Source organism: Rhizobium sp. WW_1 (assembly GCF_003610155.1).
Taxonomy (GTDB): Bacteria; Pseudomonadota; Alphaproteobacteria; order Rhizobiales; family Rhizobiaceae; genus Rhizobium; species Rhizobium tropici_A.
The window spans coordinates 445,829-462,923 of record NZ_RAIN01000002.1 but is presented as its reverse complement, the minus strand read 5'-3'; the positions used below and the strand labels follow the sequence as shown (position 1 = coordinate 462,923).

18 protein-coding genes are annotated in these 17,095 nt (G+C 59.8%); 7 read left to right on the top strand and 11 right to left on the bottom strand.

Going from position 1 to position 17,095, the window contains the following annotated elements; translation table 11 throughout:
• Nucleotides 1-5 precede the first annotated feature (5 nt).
• Together BJ928_RS09585 and BJ928_RS09580 are read right to left on the bottom strand one after the other, a co-directional pair.
• Nucleotides 6-899, bottom strand: coding sequence for a LysR family transcriptional regulator (locus tag BJ928_RS09585; RefSeq protein ID WP_047631715.1), 894 nt, complete (start codon nt 897-899; stop codon nt 6-8).
• 254 nt (nt 900-1,153) lie between these two features.
• A complete protein-coding gene (locus BJ928_RS09580) occupies nt 1,154-2,143 on the bottom strand; it encodes an aldo/keto reductase (RefSeq protein WP_047631716.1) in 990 nt (329 codons plus the stop codon).
• Between the two features lie 329 nt (nt 2,144-2,472).
• Here BJ928_RS09580 and BJ928_RS39320 point away from each other — a divergent pair, with 329 nt between their 5' ends.
• Nucleotides 2,473-2,676: a transposase gene (locus BJ928_RS39320; protein WP_047631717.1), complete on the top strand. Its 204-nt coding sequence runs from the start codon at nt 2,473-2,475 to the stop codon at nt 2,674-2,676.
• 273 nt (nt 2,677-2,949) lie between these two features.
• Here the strand turns inward: BJ928_RS39320 and BJ928_RS09565 are convergent, their stop codons facing one another.
• The gene (locus BJ928_RS09565; RefSeq protein ID WP_047631719.1) at nt 2,950-3,402 is read right to left on the bottom strand and encodes an Lrp/AsnC family transcriptional regulator; all 453 of its coding nucleotides are present in this window, start codon (nt 3,400-3,402) and stop codon (nt 2,950-2,952) included.
• 81 nt (nt 3,403-3,483) lie between these two features.
• Between BJ928_RS09565 and BJ928_RS09560 the strand changes: the two genes are divergently transcribed.
• Nucleotides 3,484-4,101 (top strand): LysE family translocator, encoded by a 618-nt coding sequence (locus tag BJ928_RS09560; RefSeq protein ID WP_047631720.1) that lies wholly within the window; start codon nt 3,484-3,486, stop codon nt 4,099-4,101.
• 459 nt (nt 4,102-4,560) lie between these two features.
• Here the strand turns inward: BJ928_RS09560 and BJ928_RS09550 are convergent, their stop codons facing one another.
• The gene (locus tag BJ928_RS09550; RefSeq protein WP_052227711.1) at nt 4,561-5,496 is read right to left on the bottom strand and encodes an alpha/beta fold hydrolase; all 936 of its coding nucleotides are present in this window, start codon (nt 5,494-5,496) and stop codon (nt 4,561-4,563) included.
• A 61-nt stretch (nt 5,497-5,557) separates the two neighbouring features.
• On the opposite strand from BJ928_RS09550, the gene BJ928_RS09545 reads away from it, so the two are divergent.
• Nucleotides 5,558-6,178, top strand: coding sequence for a TetR/AcrR family transcriptional regulator (locus BJ928_RS09545; RefSeq protein ID WP_120296496.1), 621 nt, complete (start codon nt 5,558-5,560; stop codon nt 6,176-6,178).
• On the opposite strand, the gene BJ928_RS09540 is transcribed toward BJ928_RS09545, so the two are convergent.
• The 6 genes from BJ928_RS09540 to BJ928_RS09515 all read right to left on the bottom strand — a co-directional run bounded on the left by BJ928_RS09540 (nt 6,171) and on the right by BJ928_RS09515 (nt 11,152).
• Entirely contained in the window at nt 6,171-6,749 is a 579-nt protein-coding gene (locus tag BJ928_RS09540) for a hypothetical protein (RefSeq protein WP_047631722.1), read from the bottom strand. The genes BJ928_RS09545 and BJ928_RS09540 overlap by 8 nt on opposite strands.
• A 252-nt stretch (nt 6,750-7,001) precedes the next feature.
• Entirely contained in the window at nt 7,002-7,352 is a 351-nt protein-coding gene (locus BJ928_RS09535) for a ribbon-helix-helix domain-containing protein (protein ID WP_047631723.1), read from the bottom strand.
• A gap of 20 nt (nt 7,353-7,372) precedes the next feature.
• Nucleotides 7,373-7,969, bottom strand: a complete 597-nt coding sequence (locus tag BJ928_RS09530; RefSeq protein WP_047631724.1) for a DJ-1/PfpI family protein — start codon at nt 7,967-7,969, stop codon at nt 7,373-7,375.
• 94 nt (nt 7,970-8,063) lie between these two features.
• Nucleotides 8,064-8,456, bottom strand: a complete 393-nt coding sequence (locus BJ928_RS09525) for a DUF779 domain-containing protein (protein WP_047631725.1) — start codon at nt 8,454-8,456, stop codon at nt 8,064-8,066.
• A gap of 80 nt (nt 8,457-8,536) precedes the next feature.
• The gene (adh, locus tag BJ928_RS09520; RefSeq protein WP_047631726.1) at nt 8,537-10,045 is read right to left on the bottom strand and encodes an aldehyde dehydrogenase; all 1,509 of its coding nucleotides are present in this window, start codon (nt 10,043-10,045) and stop codon (nt 8,537-8,539) included.
• 156 nt (nt 10,046-10,201) lie between these two features.
• Nucleotides 10,202-11,152 carry a helix-turn-helix domain-containing protein gene (locus BJ928_RS09515; protein WP_047631727.1) on the bottom strand — a complete coding sequence of 317 codons (951 nt, stop codon included), beginning with the start codon at nt 11,150-11,152 and terminating at the stop codon, nt 10,202-10,204.
• A 393-nt stretch (nt 11,153-11,545) separates the two neighbouring features.
• On the opposite strand from BJ928_RS09515, the gene BJ928_RS09505 reads away from it, so the two are divergent.
• From BJ928_RS09505 to BJ928_RS09490, 4 genes are all read left to right on the top strand, one after another.
• On the top strand, nt 11,546-12,439 hold the full coding sequence (locus BJ928_RS09505; RefSeq protein WP_245432265.1) for a phosphatase PAP2 family protein: 894 nt from the start codon (nt 11,546-11,548) through the stop codon (nt 12,437-12,439).
• Nucleotides 12,440-12,610: 171 nt separating this feature from the next.
• Complete coding sequence (locus tag BJ928_RS09500; RefSeq protein WP_047631729.1) at nt 12,611-12,865, top strand: hypothetical protein; 255 nt, start codon at nt 12,611-12,613, stop codon at nt 12,863-12,865.
• A 228-nt stretch (nt 12,866-13,093) separates the two neighbouring features.
• Nucleotides 13,094-13,513: a thiol-disulfide oxidoreductase DCC family protein gene (locus tag BJ928_RS09495; RefSeq protein ID WP_047631924.1), complete on the top strand. Its 420-nt coding sequence runs from the start codon at nt 13,094-13,096 to the stop codon at nt 13,511-13,513.
• Nucleotides 13,471-15,135, top strand: a complete 1,665-nt coding sequence (locus BJ928_RS09490) for an SDR family oxidoreductase (RefSeq protein WP_052227712.1) — start codon at nt 13,471-13,473, stop codon at nt 15,133-15,135. Before BJ928_RS09495 ends, BJ928_RS09490 begins: the two co-directional genes overlap by 43 nt.
• A 76-nt stretch (nt 15,136-15,211) precedes the next feature.
• On the opposite strand, the gene leuA is transcribed toward BJ928_RS09490, so the two are convergent.
• Complete coding sequence (gene leuA / locus BJ928_RS09485) at nt 15,212-16,885, bottom strand: 2-isopropylmalate synthase (protein WP_047631730.1); 1,674 nt, start codon at nt 16,883-16,885, stop codon at nt 15,212-15,214.
• Between the last annotated feature and the right edge of the window lie 210 nt (nt 16,886-17,095).

Below are 17,095 nucleotides of genomic sequence, written 5' to 3'. Positions count from 1 at the left end.
TGCAGTCAACCACGATACCGCAAAGCATCGACCAGCAGCGAGAACGCCGCCGAAGGTTGCCGTCGGCTCGGATAGTAGAGATGATAGCCGGAAAACGGCGCGCACCAGTCTTCCAGCACGCAGACCAGCCGCCCCTCCGCCACATCGGCGGCCACATGGTCTTCCATGACGAAGCCAAGACCCAATCCCGCCTTCACGGCCCGCAGGATCATGCCGACATTGTTGACGGTGAGTTGCCCTTCCACCCTGGCGCGAAGCTCCCGCCCATCCTTCTCCAGCTCCCATGCATAGAGGCCACCGGAACTTAGCAAACGCAGATTGATGCAATTGTGCTCGGCAAGCTCGTTTGGCGTTTGCGGCGCGGGATGTCGGGCAAGATAGGCCGGAGAACCGACGATGACCATGCGCACATCGGGACTGATCCTGACCGCGATCATATCCTTGGCAAGCGCCTCACCGAGCCGGACGCCCGCATCGAAACGATCGGCGACGATGTCGCGCAAGCCGGAATCGATGCTGAGTTCGATATGAATGTCCGGGTATTGTGGCAGGAGCCTTTCAAGAGCAGGCCAGAGAATGGTGGCAGCCGCATGCTCCGAGCTGGTGATGCGGATGGTTCCCGCGGGCTTTTCGCGCAGCTCGCGCAAGGAGGCAAGCTCGCTGTCGATGCTTTCAAGCGCCGGGCGGAGAGTGGCGAGCAGCCTTTCACCCGCTTCGGTCGGCGCCACATTGCGGGTGGTGCGCGTCAGCAGGCGCACGCCGAGACGCGCTTCCAGACGCCGGACCGTATGGCTGAGGGATGATTGTGACGTACCGAGCTTGGCCGCAGCACGCGTAAAATTCCTCTCTTCCGCCACGACGGCAAAGGCGTTGAGATCGACCAGTTCCTCGCGCTGCATTCATGAACCCCGGATATAATTAGGTGCCGATTATATTGTATGGCCCCAATCATGCGGCAAGCCGAAGCATCATCAAATAGGACGAAGAAGATTTATCCTGGAGGGTCTGGCACTCATTCAAGACGGCGGCGGTCGGCTCATCGAGCAATTCATCCACGCCATCCGACTACGCATGGGAACGCCGGTGAGAGGGGTCACATCGGCAAATCCAGATCGGCGTATGGCCGCCAATCGACGGCCACACGATTGCCTTGTCAGCGGCCCGTGGCCTTCAGCAATTGTTCCGGATAGCGCTCGCCTTCGATTGCGATCTCCGCCGCGGCGCGCTGGATCTCCGCAAGGTCGGCAGGGCTCAGCTCGACATCGGCGGCGCCAAGATTTTCTTCCAGGCGATGCAGCTTGGTCGTGCCGGGGATCGGGACGATCCAAGGCTTCTGCGCCAGGAGCCACGCAAGCGCGATCTGAGCAGTCGTCACCTGCTTTTGGACCGCAATCTGCTTCAGAAGGTCGATGAGCGCCTGGTTCTTCTCCATCGCCTCCGGCGTGAAACGTGGCAGGATGCGGCGGAAATCATTCTCGCTGATCTTCGTGTCCTTGCCCATCGCGCCGGTCAGGAAGCCCTTGCCAAGCGGGCTGTAGGCGACGAGGGCGATGCCCAATTCCTCGCAGGCCTGCAGGATGCCGTTGGTTTCAGGTCCACGCGTCCAGAGGGAATATTCGTTCTGCAATGCCGTCACCGGCTGCACCGCATGGGCACGGCGCACGGTCTGCGCACCGGGCTCGGAAAGGCCGAAATGCCGCACCTTGCCGGCGGCGATCAGATCCTTGACCGCACCGGCCACATCCTCGATCGGCACCTCCGGGTCGACACGATGCTGATAGAAAAGGTCGATGACCTCGATGCCCAGCCGCTTCAGCGAGGCATCCGCAACGGCGCGGATATTCTCGGGGCGGCTGTCGAAGCCGTTGGACTTGCCGTTTTCGATCCTGAAGCCGAATTTCGTAGCGATCACCACCTGGTCGCGGACGGGCCTCAGAGCCTCGCCGACGATTTCCTCATTGGTAAAGGGGCCATAGATTTCCGCAGTGTCGAAGAAGGTCACGCCACGTTCGACGGCATCGCGCACGAGCTTGATACTGTCATCCTTGCTCAGTGCATAACCGTAGCCGAAGTTCAGCCCCATGCAGCCGAAGCCCAAGGCCGAAACTTCAAGGCCGTTCTTTCCAAGTACACGCTTCTTCATTGCATCTCTCCTGCTATCACAAGCGTTTCGGGTTCGATGCGCATAAGGTATGGCCACCGGCACCTAACGATTAGACGGCATAATCGGCATGAAGCTATATTTGACATTCATAAATGGACCATGCGTATTTCGCACCGATCTGAGAATCCATGAAACATGTTCTAAAGTCATCGAAACGACCCAAGCACAGATGGAGTGAAATCCCTCACAAAGGAGTTTTAGGGCATGCGTGAAACCGGGTTGAGCGTTCCGCCCGCTTGGACCGCATCAAACTGAATAGCTCCAGAGATTTGTAGACGGCTTCTTTCATGAATTGAGGCAAGAAGAGCATTAAGAGTAAGTCGAATTTCAGCGAAGATTTTAAGCGCGACGCTGTGCGTCAGATCACGGAGCGCGGCTATCCGATTGCAGAGATTTCGCAGCGGCTCAGGGTCAACCAGCACTCGCTCCACGAGTGGAAGAAGAAGTTTGCTGCGCCGAACGCTAAGGGCAATGACGAGACCGAGGAGCGCGGCATCTTAAGGGAAGCTTGACGCCGACGGCGCTCCCTGTGGAATCAGAGAATGCCGCATTCGGTTGCCAAAATCCTGACATGCCTGGAGGAAGGCGTGCGTCCGACCTTTGAACTCACTTTATTAGAGACCTCCCAAGTTGGGCCCTTCGAAGCGTTCTTGTTCTCGAAGGACAACATATGGCCAAGGCTGAAACTCCTCGGCGAGACCGTTGGGTACGAGGAGAGAATTGTGCTCCTTGTCGATTTCGTTGGATTTAAGGTTCATGGGGATCGGACTGTTTCCGCAAGAGCCCTAAAGCGGCAGTGACCTGCTTGGCACAACCGTTTTCATCACCAGGGTGGATGTCAATCGCTGCACGCTCGGCAGTTTCGACAGCCTTTCATCGTAGAACTGCTGAAAAGCCGGAAGATCAACGGTCACGACATGAAGCATGAAGTCCGGGTCACCGAATAGCCGGACGGCCTGCACAACCTCGGGAAGCCTTGGAACAGCCTTCTCGAACGCGGCCACGCTCTCGCTGTCGGTCTTGGCAAGGGTGACGAAGATGACGGCTGCAAAGCCCAATCCCACGGCACTTGGCTCGACCACCGCGCGATAGCCGGTGATGATGCCTGCATCTTCCATGGCCCGAACCCGTCGATGGGCCGGGGAGAGAGAGATTCCGACACGCTCTCCTAATTCTGTGAGAGATTGTCTCCCATCTCGCTGCAATTCAGCAAGGATTTTTCGATCTGTTTCATCCATGCAGAAGATGTTGCCTCAAAATGCTGTTCGTTGGCAAGAGATAGGAAACACCTTGCGAGCGATCAGCGCTAACTTGTCGATATGGACACCAACACGCTCTTGCTCTTTTCGATTACCGTTCTGCCGCTGGTCTGCACTCCCGGCCCGGACATTTTTTTTGTTGCCTCGCAGGCTTTATCCGGGGGCCTCAACGCAGGTCTTCGCGCCACGACCGGAGTAATTCTGGGCTACTGTGTTCATTCTTTGCTCGTCGCCCTTGGGCTTGCCGCCGTGGTCGCAGCATCGCCGGTCTTGTTCGAGGTGATCCGTTGGCTCGGCATCACTTATCTCGTCTATATCGCCTACAAGCTCATACGCGCGGCGTTGAAGCGGGGACGAATTTCTGTCGCACATGGACCGGTCAAAGATCAGCTCACCAAGGGCTTTTTGACCTCGCTGCTCAACCCCAAGGGCATGATGGTCTACATCGCGATCCTACCCCAATTCATGGACCACAAGAGCGGCAATGCCACCGCTCAAGCGGTGGTCTTGTCGGTCGTGTTCATGTTTTGGTGCACGGTTGTCTACTCAGCGGTCACCATGGCCTTGAGCCGCATCGGCGGAAGGGAGTTGAACGATGGTCGCCGCAGGCTTGTCGACGGCATGGCCGGAGGAATGATCCTTGGTGCCGCAAGCTTCATGGCGCTTGCACAACACTAGACGTCAAGGTGACAAGGTAGCGAAAGCGGCTTCGTCCCGCTCATCTATTATCGGGGGCAATTCTGAAACGACGAAAACCACACCTGAGGCCGCTTTCCGCCTGTGCCAACGACTCCATGGCCCCCTCACTGGTAATTCTCAACAGTGCCATCCGAAAACACGGCTTTGGTCACCAACAAAGAAGCCTTACCAACACCAGTCGAGGCTGGTCCGTAGAGACGATCATAAGGCTCACCGGAAATGAATGGATGTCCTCCCAGAGGTAATAGCTGTCACTCTCAGCGGTTTTCCCTGGGGCTATTTTGATGTCCAGCTTTGACAAGCCATCTACGACCTTTTCGCCAAACACGTCGGTTAACTGCCACACGGAAATAGGGGGCAAATCGGGACAAAATTCAACAGCGACATCTTTGAATAAATTCCTACTCTCAACTCGCTGCCATTCCTGAATCTACTAGGTCATTCTATTTGAGTTTCCATAATCTTGGCTGACGACCAAGGATTGAGACCTTCCCGAAGCCAGGAAAGCGTATCGGTCCAGAAGCTGCTTTTAAAACTATCGTGAAACAGGCCAAAATGGCCGATCGCATCCCGGCCGAAATCAGCCGGGTGAAGCAAAACCGATTGGCGTTGCGCGCCCGTATAATAGCCCAGCGTACGGCGAATGGCCGGCACAGTGCCGAGTTCATCGTCCGAAACGGCAACGGCGAGGATCGTCGCCTTGACGGCGGCCATGCGCCGCAACGCTTCCGCCCGCTCGCTCTTTGGATGACTGCGCTCGAACCGCGGTCCGCGAAAGCTCCATTCGTTTGCGACGCCTTTCGGCAGGTCCTCCAGCCAACCAAGCCGGCGGCCTGGGAAATAGCCGCAGAACGCCGTCAGCGCCGGCATGGCGACATGCCATTTCAGGAACAGGGTGGCCCGCCTGCTCGGCATATAATCACCCCACCAGGCATATTGGGCACCAACCGTCAGCATTCTATCGATCATCGGTGCGTGTTCGGCCAAGCCAGGCAGGAAGCCGCCGACGCTATGGCCAACCACCATCAGCGGATCGCTGCGACGATGACTGATTAGCCATTGGAGCGCGGCATCGAAATCGCGCTCGCCCCAATCCCGCCAGCGATAGCCAGCTCCCCGCAACTTAACCGGACGCGACTGGCCAATCCCCCGGTAGTCGAAGGTCAGGACATCAAAGCCATGCCGGACCAGGAATTGCGCGTAGCGATGATAATAGCGCGCAAGAACGCCTGTCGCCGGATTGACGATCACGCTGCCATGCGGCTTGGCCGTCTCCGCCGTCCAGATATGACCGCCGAGGATCACACCATCCCGACAGGGAATGGAAATCGGCAGGCTGCTCGTATTCGGGATCGTAAGTGCTCGCTCGCTCATGGCCGCCAAGATGAAGCCATTCCCGCGTTGTGTATATTCACTACCCGGTATACATTTAGCCATGAGAGACAGTGCACAGTCGACACGCGAACGCATTCTTCAGGCCGCCGGGAAACTCTTCCATCGCGACGGTATCCGCGCGATCAGCGTCGACGCCATCGCCGAAAGGGCGGGCGTTACCAAGCGCACTCTCTACTATCACTTCCGCAGCAAGGACGATCTGATCGCCGCCCACCTGCAAGCGCGCGACGAGCCGAATCTTGTGGTCTTCAAGCGCTGGTTCGCGGAGACGGACGGCGATACCGCCGAGAAGGTCGCCGGCATCTTCCGTCAGCTGGCGCAATCGGCGCGCAACGCCAAATGGAAAGGTTGCGGCTTCCTGCGCACCTCAGTCGAACTCATCAACCTTCCCGGTCATCCGGCACTGGTAGCGGCACGCGCCCATAAGAGGCGCGTCGAGGACTGGCTGGGCTCGATCTTCTCGGAGGCAGGAGCGGGATGCGATGCCCTGCCGCTCGCACGCCAGATCATGCTGCTCCTCGACGGCTCCTTTGCCGTCGTTTTGCTCCATCGCGATCCCAGCTACATGGACGCTGCGGCGGATGCGGCAGCCGATCTCGTCAGAAACCGCCTCACCAGTTCAGGCAGGCTTGCCGCAATGGCCGCAGACCAAGTTAATTGAACGAAAGCAGGCCATAGAGATTAGCGGCTGCCGAGTCGATCTCGACAGCCTGATCCGATCCGGTGGCATTCGTCTCGTCCTTTGCCTTCTTCGTCTGCCTTTCGAGGGCCTGCGTTACCTTGTCGTTACTGTCGCCATCTCCAGCGCTCTCAATGACGTCTTCGATCGACAGGCCAAGCTTGTCGAGACCGAGCTGCCTCTCAAGCGCGTGAAGCGCACCCGTTCCGCCCGATTGTACCTTAATCTCACCAAAGGCCTTTTTCATCGCAGCAACAAAGTCACTCATGGAGGAGTAGTTGTTGCGTTCGACGCCGAGAGCCCTACCGGTACGCACGATGAGGTCGAGCTTCTGCTTCGCGATACTGTCGCTGCTCATGCTGAACATGGCCTCGGAAACATTAGATTGCGCCTGTGTCGGCTGCTTGGAAACGGCCACTTTATTCGCCTGACCGGTCGCGACCGCGATGAGACTATCAGCGGCGGATTGAGGCTGCTGCGATACCGTCGCCCCCTTATTCAGCTGCTGGAGAATGGCTAAAGCCGCCGAGGGCACATTTGAAATCGAAGTCATCGCTTATCCCCCACGCGCCTCGGCCTCTCCCTCATGGAAGCCTGACGCAAAGCTCTATGCCTCATGCGATAGTCGATGACTCAACTACTACCTGAAGTTAGTTAAAGCTTGAATAACCCAGGATATGCGCCAACGCAGAATGGGCTCCATAAGTTGTATTTTACTATAAAAATGATGCTCTATGCTGCCAACGACAGAGACCCGAATACCCGGCGAACGCTCTTCGATACCGGTACTGCCTTGCCGACACGATCAATGATACTTCAGACGCTCTCGGCCAAGAATGGCCGGAGCGTCAACGCCGGCGATGGGCTGGGAGAGGTCGCTCGAGATATCGCCGGCAAGCTGCAGGTCGAGATAGCGCGCGCAGCAGACCCGCAGGAACGAGGTGAAATTGCCGAGATCGTGGCCGGCGTCGATCGATTCGTGGTGCAGCTTGGTAATCAGCTGCACCACGTTCATGCCGTCGCGCCGTGCGATCTCTTCCAGCTTCGACCAGAAGAAATTTTCCAGCCTGACGCTGGTCACCATGCCGTCGATGCGCAGGGAGCGCGTCGTGCTTTCCCATAGTTTCGCATCGGCCTTGATGAACAATTCGCACATGCGCGTCCCCTCTTTCAGTTTCAGGCGGCGTTTGCTTCCGACAACGCTTTGGCGTCGAGCACGGCCATGAATTGACGCAGCCACGACGGATGTGCCGGCCAGGCCGGTGCCGTGACAAGATTGCCGTCGGCGACAGCGTCGTTGATAGCGATATTGGCATAGATGCCACCGGCAAGTTCCACTTCGGGACGGCAGGCGGGATAGGCCGAGCAGGTGCGTCCCTTGAGAACGCCGGCCGCCGCCAGCAGTTGCGCGCCGTGACAAATTGCGGCGACAGGCTTGCCCGTCTCGAAGAAGTGCTGAACCGCCTTGATGACCTCGGGATTCAGGCGCAGATATTCCGGCGCGCGGCCGCCCGGAATGACGAGCGCGTCGTAGTCTTCGGCGCGGATGCTGGCGAAAGTGGCATTGAGCGCGAAATTGTGGCCACGCTTCTCGGAATAGGTCTGGTCGCCTTCGAAATCATGGATGGCCGTTGCCACCGTTTCGCCGGCATTCTTGCCGGGGCAGACGGCATGGACCGTATAGCCGCAGGCAAGCAGCGTCTGGAACGGCACCATGGTCTCGTAGTCCTCGGTGAAATCACCTGTAATCATCAGAATCTTTGCTGCTGGCATCGTCTTCCTCCCTTGGAACCAACGGATGGCACTTTAGCAAAGCACCTGAGGTCACGGGTATTAGGCGAATACTACACGCCATTTATGACCCTGCTTACGGCTTTGGCGACGGCCGGATATCCGGGATTGCACAGGCCTCACCGCCGCCGAACAGCCGAGAACGGGTCAGGAAGCGCTTCTCTCTCCCGTTGTCGAGGGAGAACATGCCGCCACGACCCGGCACGACGTCGATGATAAGCTGCGTGTGCTTCCAGGCTTCGAACTGGCTGCCGCTGATATAGACGGGCACGCCGCCGATTTCGCCAAGCTTGACGTCGTTATCGCCGATCATGAATTCGTTGGCCGGATAGCACATCGGAGAGGAGCCGTCGCAGCACCCGCCCGACTGATGAAACAGAATATCGGGGTGGTCCTGCTGTATCTCGCGGATAAGTTCGAGCGCCTTGTCGGTCGCGAGCACCCGAGGCTCCGATCCACCGTCATCCATGATGATCCTCCATCACCGTCCGAAAATGCTTGAAGGCTCCCGGCCGCAACCGGGAGCCTTGTTGGCTTCGTTGGGAGAACTCAGAAGAAGCCGAGCGCCTTCGGGCTATAGCTGACCAGCATGTTCTTCGTCTGCTGATAGTGATCGAGCATCATCTTGTGATTCTCGCGTCCAACGCCGGATTGCTTGTAGCCGCCGAAAGCCGCATGGGCCGGATAGGCGTGATAGCAATTCGTCCAGACACGACCGGCCTGGATCTCGCGGCCGAAGCGATAGGCGCGGTTGCCGTCACGGGTCCACACGCCGGCGCCAAGCCCATAGAGCGTGTCATTGGCGATTTCGAGCGCTTCCTTCTCGTCCTTGAAGGTCGTCACGGAAACGACCGGGCCGAAGATCTCCTCCTGGAAGATGCGCATCTTGTTGTGGCCCTTGAAGATGGTCGGCTTGATATAGTAACCGCTCGACAGCTCGCCGCCGAGATCGGCGCGCGCGCCGCCCGTCAGTACTTCCGCGCCTTCCTGCCTGCCGATATCGAGATAGGAAAGGATCTTCTCCATCTGCTCGCTCGATGCCTGGGCACCGATCATGGTTGCGGAATCGAGCGGATTACCTTGCCTGATGGCTTCGACGCGCTTGACGGCCCGCTCCATGAAGCGATCGTAGACCGATTCCTGGATCAGCGCGCGACTGGGGCATGTGCAGACCTCGCCCTGATTGAGAGCGAACATCGCAAAGCCTTCGAGCGCCTTGTCGAAGAAGTCGTCGTCTTCGGCCGCGACATCGGCAAAGAAGATGTTCGGCGACTTGCCGCCAAGTTCGAGCGTCACGGGGATCAGGTTCTGGCTGGCGTATTGCATGATCAGACGGCCCGTCGTCGTCTCGCCGGTAAAGGCGATCTTGGCGATGCGCGGGCTGGTCGCCAGCGGCTTACCGGCCTCAAGGCCGAAGCCGTTGACGATGTTGAGAACGCCGGGCGGCAGGAGATCCCCGACGAGTTCGGCCCATACCAGCAGCGAGGCAGGCGTCTGCTCGGCGGGCTTGATGACGACGCAATTGCCGGCAGCGAGCGCAGGTGCAAGCTTCCAGGCCGCCATCAGGATCGGGAAGTTCCAGGGAATGATCTGGCCGACGACGCCGAGGGGCTCATGGAAATGATAGGCGACGGTGTCGTGATCGATTTCGCCGATCGAGCCTTCCTGGGCGCGAATGCAGGAAGCGAAATAACGGAAGTGGTCGATGGCCAGCGGAATGTCGGCCGCCATGGTTTCGCGGATCGGCTTGCCGTTGTCCCAGCTTTCGGCTTGCGCCAGCACTTCCAGCTTGTCTTCCATACGCTGGGCGATTTTCATCAGGATATTGGAACGCTCGGTGGTAGATGTCCGGCCCCACTTGTCCTTGGCCGCATGGGCGGCATCGAGCGCGGCGTTGATATCCTTCTCGTCGGAGCGTGGTATTTCGCAGATCTTGCCACCGGTGATTGGCGTCAGGTTGTCGAAATACTTGCCGGCGATCGGCTCACGCCACTCGCCACCGATATAGTTGCCGTATTTCAGCTTGAACGGAGATTCGACGATCTTCTGATGCAGCATGCCATCCTCCCTTGGTCGGCAGGTTCGATAAGCGAACCGGATGGGAGAAGTCTGGGTGCATAAAGCTGCGGGCGATAGAGGTGGCCTTACGTGCTGCAGCGCACAGTGTCGCAACTCTGCGACAGCTGCCTCGCCGAAAATGCCCGACCGCCAAATTCAGTGCAGATTGAGCCGCTTCATTTTCCGATGCAACGTCGAGCGGCTCATGCCGAGCGCAGCCGCTGCCTGGGATACGTTACCGTTAGCGCGGGAAAGCGCCCTCAGAAGAGCGGCCCGTTCGGCCTCCGCGAGATCTTCGCCCACCGCCGCTTGCTCGCGAAGAACGTCGGACGCGGGAACTCCGGCAGCAATGCTGTGATCGTCGAGCTTGAGTGCGAGGCGCGCGGCCCGCGTGGCTCCGAGCACGAGGTCGTTACGGTCGACCGCGAGCAGCGCCGAAGTGGATGCCGTATCCGTCGGCACCATGACGAAACGGGCGCCGGCAAAGGCGCTGCGGAACAGATTGAGCTCGATGCGCACCGCCGCGTCGCGCACCGTCTGCGACAGGATCGCCAAAGTCGCGTCGTTCACATCGTCGCGGCAGGTGGAAATGTCGAGCGCGCCAGCAAGCTGGCCGCGATGGTCGCGGATCGGCGCCGTGGTGCAGCTGAGGTTGATGTTCGAGCAGAAGAAGTGCTGGTCACGAAAGATAGCCACCGCCCGCTCGTCGGCAAGCGCCGTGCCGATGCCATTGGTGCCGATGCTCGCCTCGGTCCAGATGGAGCCGGTCCATAGGCCCAGGTCGTGAAACTCCTTGTCGTCAGCCGTCGCACCGCGACGCTCAAGCGCAATGCCATCCCGATCGGTCAGAAGCAGGCAGCAACCGGCCTTGCCGACCGCGAGGAAAAGACGATCGAGTTCGTTGCTGGCTTCGGCGACCAGCCGGTCCGAGCGTTCCAGCGCCGCTTGAAATTCCTGACCGGTCAGACGCATCGGCAAACGCGTCTCCTCGGGCGCAAGACGATGCATGACCATGCATCGTCGCCAGGAGGCAACGACCGAAGAACTCGCCGCCGCCGATTGCGCCGACGCGTACACTTGGTCCGCATGCGCGGAATATTCTTGCATTTGGCTCCTCCCACCGAACGCTGCCCCAATTGTCGCTAAAAATGGCGGCCGAAGCAATCCTCCCAAAGGCCCTTGCCCGAGATCGCGATATTCCGAAGCTACCTCGTTGGCGGCAAAGTCTTTTTCGGCGCCACGCAGCGCGCCAGGCCCCAAACAGCACATTCTGAAAGCGGATCTGACCCGCAGGCCTTCCATTTCGGCTTGCCATCCCGGCGACCGATGTCCGACCCGTCAATCGCAGCCTTTCAGGCGACTGTCAGCGAGTTGCTGTAGCAGCCCTTTTCAAGGGAAACGGAGCGGAAGGTGATTGGTGAACCCAGCTCCACGCGCGGCGGCATCGGGCCGCATTGGAAAGTCGGCTTAATGCGGGCATGGCAGCGAGGCCGACAGGCTATGAAAGAAATGCTGGGGCGCTCCGCCGATACCGGCCGCAGGCGCATGACCGGCGGCCTTCGCTGCTTCTTCAACAGCCCGACTATTGAACCTCCGGCAAATCGCGCTTTTCTCGAACGTCCGCTTGTCATTATCGCCATCTTCCTTGCCTTGTCCTTACTCGTGATGTGGACGGCCGATTACCCATTGGGCGTGTGGATGAAATCGTTTCCCGCACAGCTGCGAGGAATAGCAAAATGGATCAGCAGTCTCGGTACCGGGCTATTGGTGCTCTCGTTCAGCGGTGCCGTGTTGATATTTGCGATCTTCGCACCGGCGCATAAGTTGCGGAAATCCATGCGGCGCGGTGCAGATCTCATCGCCACCGCAGCCGCCTTTGTCTTCCTCGCGGTCGCCGGCGGCGGCATCGTCGATTCGCTTGCGAAGAACATCATCGGTCGCGCCAGACCGGAACTTCTGGATACGCACGGCGCCTTTTTCTTCAAACCGCTGGCTTTCCATGCAAACTTCGCGTCCTTCCCCTCCGGGCATTCGGCAACAGCCGGCGCCATGGCGATGTCGCTGGCGCTCGTCTTACCCCGCCTCCGCCCCGTCTTCATGCCTATCGGCGTTCTGATCTGCCTGTCGCGCCAATGGGTCGGCGCACATTGGGCAAGCGACACACTGATGGGCTGGGGCGTCGGCGTCGCCTTCGCCTTGTGGCTGGCCCACGCATTCGCGCGGCGGCGGCTCCTGTTTGCCTATGATTCCGATGGTCACCTGTGCCCCGGCGAACAATACAAGGCGATCCTCGCCATTCTGCGCGCCTTCATGCGACGCATGCCCGTCATCGGCAAAAGGAAGGCACCCAGCGTAAAATCGTGTCCGGCAAGGGCTCTCGAGATTCGATCCTGATCCGGCCGCCAGCGCAATTCTCCCGCGTCGCCGGGTGACTTCTACGCGGCAAATCCGCCTTTTTCATCCAAATGCAAAATGATCGATGTCCAGCGACGGATTTGCCGAGCGTGGGCGTTTAAGCACTGAAGGGATAACAGCGTAAGCTCTTCAAGGACGAACGAGGATATCATGAAAAAGATCATTTTGCTGGCTTTTGCCGCGACCGCCTGCTTTGCAGCCATCTCGCCGGCCGAGGCACGTGACGGATGCGGCATCGGCTTTCATCGCGGCCCCTACGGCTATTGCCGCCCGAATGGGCGGCCCGTCGTCGTCGTGCCCGCCGGTCCGGCAGTCGGCATTTTCTATCCCGGCCGCGGTTACTGGGATGGTCGCCGTTATTGGGTGCATCGCGAGTGGTGGCATGGTGGCTGGCGTTATCGCTAAGCCGCCCTTATGAGCGACACGAGGCCCCGTCCAAGAAACCGGGCCTCGTGTCGACCTGCTGATTGATCGCCATGTGTCTTGCGATCTTTCTGCTGCCGGTCCTGCGCCACCAAGCAGGCGGGCTTGCGTCAATCTGACATGACAGCCCCCGAAAACGGACAATTGACGGCGGAAGCTCAACCGGGCAAAGCTGCGGGCAGACCGGTTTACGGAAGCGCCGACGCCAGCATGAGCAAAAGCAGTATCAGCGACGATCAGGGGCCTGTCATCGTATTCGATGCCATGTGCGTCCTGTGCTCGGCCAACGCTCAATTCGTGCTGCGCCACGACCGTATCGGCCGCTTCCGGCTGGCCTCCATGCAGGGAGAAGTCGGCACGGCCCTCTATCGCCGCTGTGGAATGGACCCCGCCGATCCCGACAGCATAATCATCGTGGATGGCCCAAAAGTGCTGCGCGACAGCGACGCCGTGCTCGGCATCTATGCCGGGCTTGATTGGCCCTGGAAGGCAATCTCCTTGTTGCGCCTGGTTCCACGCGTGCTGCGTGATCCCGCCTATCGCTGGCTTGCCCGCAACCGTTATCGCATTTTCGGCAAACGCGAGACATGCTGGTTGCCGACGCCCGAACAGGCGAGCCGCATCCTTTGACGAAGATCCTCGTGCTTGGTGGTTATGGCGGGTTCGGCTCGCGCCTGTCGCGGCGTCTCGCCGGCGACGGTTTCCAAGTTCTGATCGCAGGTCGTAATCTCGAAACCGCGCAGGCACTCGCCCGCCATTTACCGAATGCAATGGCGCTGCAAGCCGATCGAAATGGCGATATCGCTACAATTCTCGACGAGCACAAGCCCTTCCTGTTGATCGACGCGGCAGGCCCCTTTCAACAAAGCGACGACAGGGTCGCGCGAAGCTGCATAGGGGCCGGCGTTCATTACATCGATCTTGCCGATGCCCGCGATTTTGTCGGCGCGATCGGCCGCCTCGATCAACAGGCCAAGGCTACAGGCGTCGCCGTCATTTCCGGCGCATCGAGCGTGCCGGCGCTGTCGAGCGCCGTCGTGGCCGAGCTTGCCAGGGACATGCAGGAGGTTCGTTCGATAGAGATGTCGATCAGCGCCTCCAATCGCGCGACCGCAGGCGCATCGGTCGCATCGGCGATCCTGAGCTATGTCGGCAAGCCGGTGCGGCTCTGGCGCGGTCGGCGCTGGCGGAACGTAATCGGCTGGCACATGCTGAAGCGCGAGACATATGCGATTGCAGGTCATCGCCCGTTGCGTCGGCTGGTGGCGCTCGCCGACGTGCCGGATCACGATCTGCTGGTCGAAGGCATCGTCGGACGCCCGAGCGTACTTTTCCGGGCCGGACCTGAATTTGCGTTTCAGACACTCGCACTCTGGCTGCTGTCCTGGCCAGTTGCCTGGGGATGGCTGACATCGCTCAGCGAGATCAGCCGCTTTCTGCTGCCACTGCAAGGTCTGACAGCAAGACTTGGCACCGCACGCTCTGCCGTGACGATCGAAATCAAGGGAACGGAGCAAGGCGCCATGCGAGCGCGCCGCTGGACGCTTATTGCCGAAAATGGCGACGGCGTGGAAATCCCGACCCTTCCGGCGCAATTGCTGGCGCGCGCCCTGCGCGACGGCCACATCTCGCCCGGCGCCCGTCATGCCGGCGGGCTTCTGGCGCTTGCCGATTTCCGGACCTTGTTTCGTGATCTGGCAATCAGCGAGGAGGTGACGGAAGCGCCCTATACGCCGCTCTACCCGCGCGTCATGGGTTCTGCATTCGCGCATCTGGCCAAGCCGGTGCGCGCCATGCACGAGGTCTTCGGCGATGGCGGCGCCAAGGGCGAGGCCGTCGTCACCCGAGGACAGTCCCTCGCTGCTCGGCTGGTCGCCAAGGTGTTCGGTTTTCCCGCCGCCGGGAAGCACGTGCTGCACGTCTCCTTCGTGGAACGCAATGGCGTCGAGCAATGGACCAGGGACTTTTCCGGCCAGCGCTTTCTCAGCCATCTGAGCAACGAGAACGGTCACCTCGTCGAGCGCTTCGGCCCCTTCCGCTTCTCCTTCGATCTCCCCATGCGCGACAACGGGTTTTGCATGGAGATACGGCGCTGGTCATTCCTGCGGCTTCCACTCCCGCTTTTTCTTGCTCCGCAAAGCGTCGCCCACGAATGGGCGGACAACGGTCGCTTCCAGTTCGACGTGCCCATTGCGCTGCCGTTCATCGGCTCCGTCGTCCACTATCGAGGCTGGCTCGAGCCGATCGACTGAGCCGATCTGGATTCTTCGCATGATGCCAACGCTATCGGCCAATATACGGCCGATAGCGAACGCAGGAGAACGATCGTCAGCCAGCAGCACTTGCCGCGCTAAGGACCGCCTTGACGGTTGCGGTTGCAACATCATCATCGATGCCGACGCCGAAGACCTGCCCACCGTCCGGCCGGACGCATTGCAGATAGGCGGCCGCCTTTGCATCCGTTCCGCGACGAAGGGCGTGCTCCTGATAGTCCATGACGTTGAGCGTCACGCCAAATGCATCGGAAATCGCGGCGAGCACGGCCGAAACCAGGCCATTGCCGCGACCAATGACGGTGACGTCTTGGTCCCGGTGCCGGATACGGCCGGCAAAGACCCGTTCGGTGCTCGAACCGCGGCGAAAGCCTCCTTCAAAGTCGACAAGCGCGAAGCGCTCGACATCATCGACATGATAGGCGCCCACGAATGCCTCCCAGATATCTTCAGCCAACAGCTCCCGTTTGGCCTCATCGGCGAGGAGCTGTACGCGCCTGCTGAAATCCACCTGCATGGCACGCGGCAGCTTCAGGCCCTTGTCCTGCTCGATCACCCAGGCGACGCCCCCCTTGCCCGACTGGCTGTTGACGCGAATAACGGCCTCGTAGCTCTCGCCGATATCGGCGGGATCAACCGGCAGGTAAGGCATTTCCCATACGCCGTCATTGCGTCGCTCATGGGCGGCAAATCCCTTGCGGATCGCATCCTGATGCGAACCGGAGAAGGCCGTATGCACGAGTTCGCCTGCATAAGGGTGGCGCGGATGGATGGGCAAGCCGTTGCAATATTCCACCGTTTTCACCACGTTACGGATCGACGGAAAGGTCAGTCCGGGATCGATGCCCTGTGTGTAGAGGTTCATAGCCAGCGTCACGAGATCGACATTGCCGGTGCGCTCACCATTGCCGAAGAGGCAGCCTTCGACACGATCGGCGCCGGCAAGGAGCGCCTGTTCGGCCGAGGCCACCGCCGTACCGCGATCGTTGTGCGGATGAACACTGATGATGACGGCTTCGCGCCGCGAAATATGGCGGCAGAACCATTCGATCTGGTCGGCATAGATATTCGGCATCGCCACTTCCACCGTTGCCGGCAGATTGAGGATGGCTGGCCGCTCCACGGTCGGTTGCCAGACATCAAGCACACGCTCGCAGATTTCAAGCGCAAAATCCGGTTCGGTGAAGCAGAAAGTCTCCGGCGAATATTCGAAGGTCCAGTCGGTCTCCGGCCGCTTGAGGCTTTCCTTCAGCATCGCGGTGACGCCGCTGATAGCGAGATCGACGATCTCGTGCCGTTCCATGCCGAAGACGACGCGGCGGAAGAGCGGCGCCGTCGCATTGTAGAGATGGACGATGGCTTTGCGCGCACCATTGAGGGACTCGAAGGTCCGGGCGATGAGATCGGCGCGCGACTGAGTGAGGACTTGGATCGTCACGTCGTCGGGGACGCGCCCCTCCTCGATCAATGCCCGCACAAAGTCAAATTCGATCTGCGAGGCGGACGGAAAGGCGACTTCGATCTCCTTGAAGCCGCAGGCCAGCAGCATGTCGTAGAAGCGCAGCTTGCGCTCGACATCCATGGGATTGGCAAGCGCCTGATTTCCGTCGCGCAGATCCGTTGAAAGCCAGCGCGGCGCCCTTGCGAGCCGCTTGTTCGGCCACTGCCGATCCGGCAATTCGATGGGCGAGATAAAAGGACGATATTTGATTTCAGGATTCTTCAGCATGATCCGTTCCGTTGCATGTCGATCAATTCAGGGAAAAAGCAGACAGCAGCCTACGGTCGCCGGGATGCCGTCAGGCCCGACGACCGCAGCTAAGTCGCAGTGCAACGGAAAGCTGAAGGGAAGCACGCATACAGGACCAAACTTCGGCCTCCATCCGCCCGCGCAGCGATACGGCAGCAGCGCGAAGCGGCCGATCTGATCGATGCAGAT

Excerpts from the sequence above, each read along its gene's own strand:
- BJ928_RS09585 (WP_047631715.1), bottom strand. The coding sequence starts at position 899 with ATGCAGCGCGAGGAACTGGTCGATCTCAACGCCTTTGCCGTCGTGGCG.
- BJ928_RS09580 (WP_047631716.1), bottom strand. The coding sequence starts at position 2,143 with ATGAAGAAGCGTGTACTTGGAAAGAACGGCCTTGAAGTTTCGGCCTTG.
- BJ928_RS09565 (WP_047631719.1), bottom strand. The coding sequence starts at position 3,402 with ATGGATGAAACAGATCGAAAAATCCTTGCTGAATTGCAGCGAGATGGG.
- BJ928_RS09560 (WP_047631720.1), top strand. The coding sequence starts at position 3,484 with ATGGACACCAACACGCTCTTGCTCTTTTCGATTACCGTTCTGCCGCTG.
- BJ928_RS09550 (WP_052227711.1), bottom strand. The coding sequence starts at position 5,496 with ATGAGCGAGCGAGCACTTACGATCCCGAATACGAGCAGCCTGCCGATT.
- BJ928_RS09545 (WP_120296496.1), top strand. The coding sequence starts at position 5,558 with ATGAGAGACAGTGCACAGTCGACACGCGAACGCATTCTTCAGGCCGCC.
- BJ928_RS09540 (WP_047631722.1), bottom strand. The coding sequence starts at position 6,749 with ATGACTTCGATTTCAAATGTGCCCTCGGCGGCTTTAGCCATTCTCCAG.
- BJ928_RS09535 (WP_047631723.1), bottom strand. The coding sequence starts at position 7,352 with ATGTGCGAATTGTTCATCAAGGCCGATGCGAAACTATGGGAAAGCACG.
- BJ928_RS09530 (WP_047631724.1), bottom strand. The coding sequence starts at position 7,969 with ATGCCAGCAGCAAAGATTCTGATGATTACAGGTGATTTCACCGAGGAC.
- BJ928_RS09525 (WP_047631725.1), bottom strand. The coding sequence starts at position 8,456 with ATGGATGACGGTGGATCGGAGCCTCGGGTGCTCGCGACCGACAAGGCG.
- adh (WP_047631726.1), bottom strand. The coding sequence starts at position 10,045 with ATGCTGCATCAGAAGATCGTCGAATCTCCGTTCAAGCTGAAATACGGC.
- BJ928_RS09515 (WP_047631727.1), bottom strand. The coding sequence starts at position 11,152 with ATGCAAGAATATTCCGCGCATGCGGACCAAGTGTACGCGTCGGCGCAA.
- BJ928_RS09505 (WP_245432265.1), top strand. The coding sequence starts at position 11,546 with ATGAAAGAAATGCTGGGGCGCTCCGCCGATACCGGCCGCAGGCGCATG.
- BJ928_RS09500 (WP_047631729.1), top strand. The coding sequence starts at position 12,611 with ATGAAAAAGATCATTTTGCTGGCTTTTGCCGCGACCGCCTGCTTTGCA.
- BJ928_RS09495 (WP_047631924.1), top strand. The coding sequence starts at position 13,094 with ATGAGCAAAAGCAGTATCAGCGACGATCAGGGGCCTGTCATCGTATTC.
- BJ928_RS09490 (WP_052227712.1), top strand. The coding sequence starts at position 13,471 with ATGCTGGTTGCCGACGCCCGAACAGGCGAGCCGCATCCTTTGACGAAG.
- leuA (WP_047631730.1), bottom strand. The coding sequence starts at position 16,885 with ATGCTGAAGAATCCTGAAATCAAATATCGTCCTTTTATCTCGCCCATC.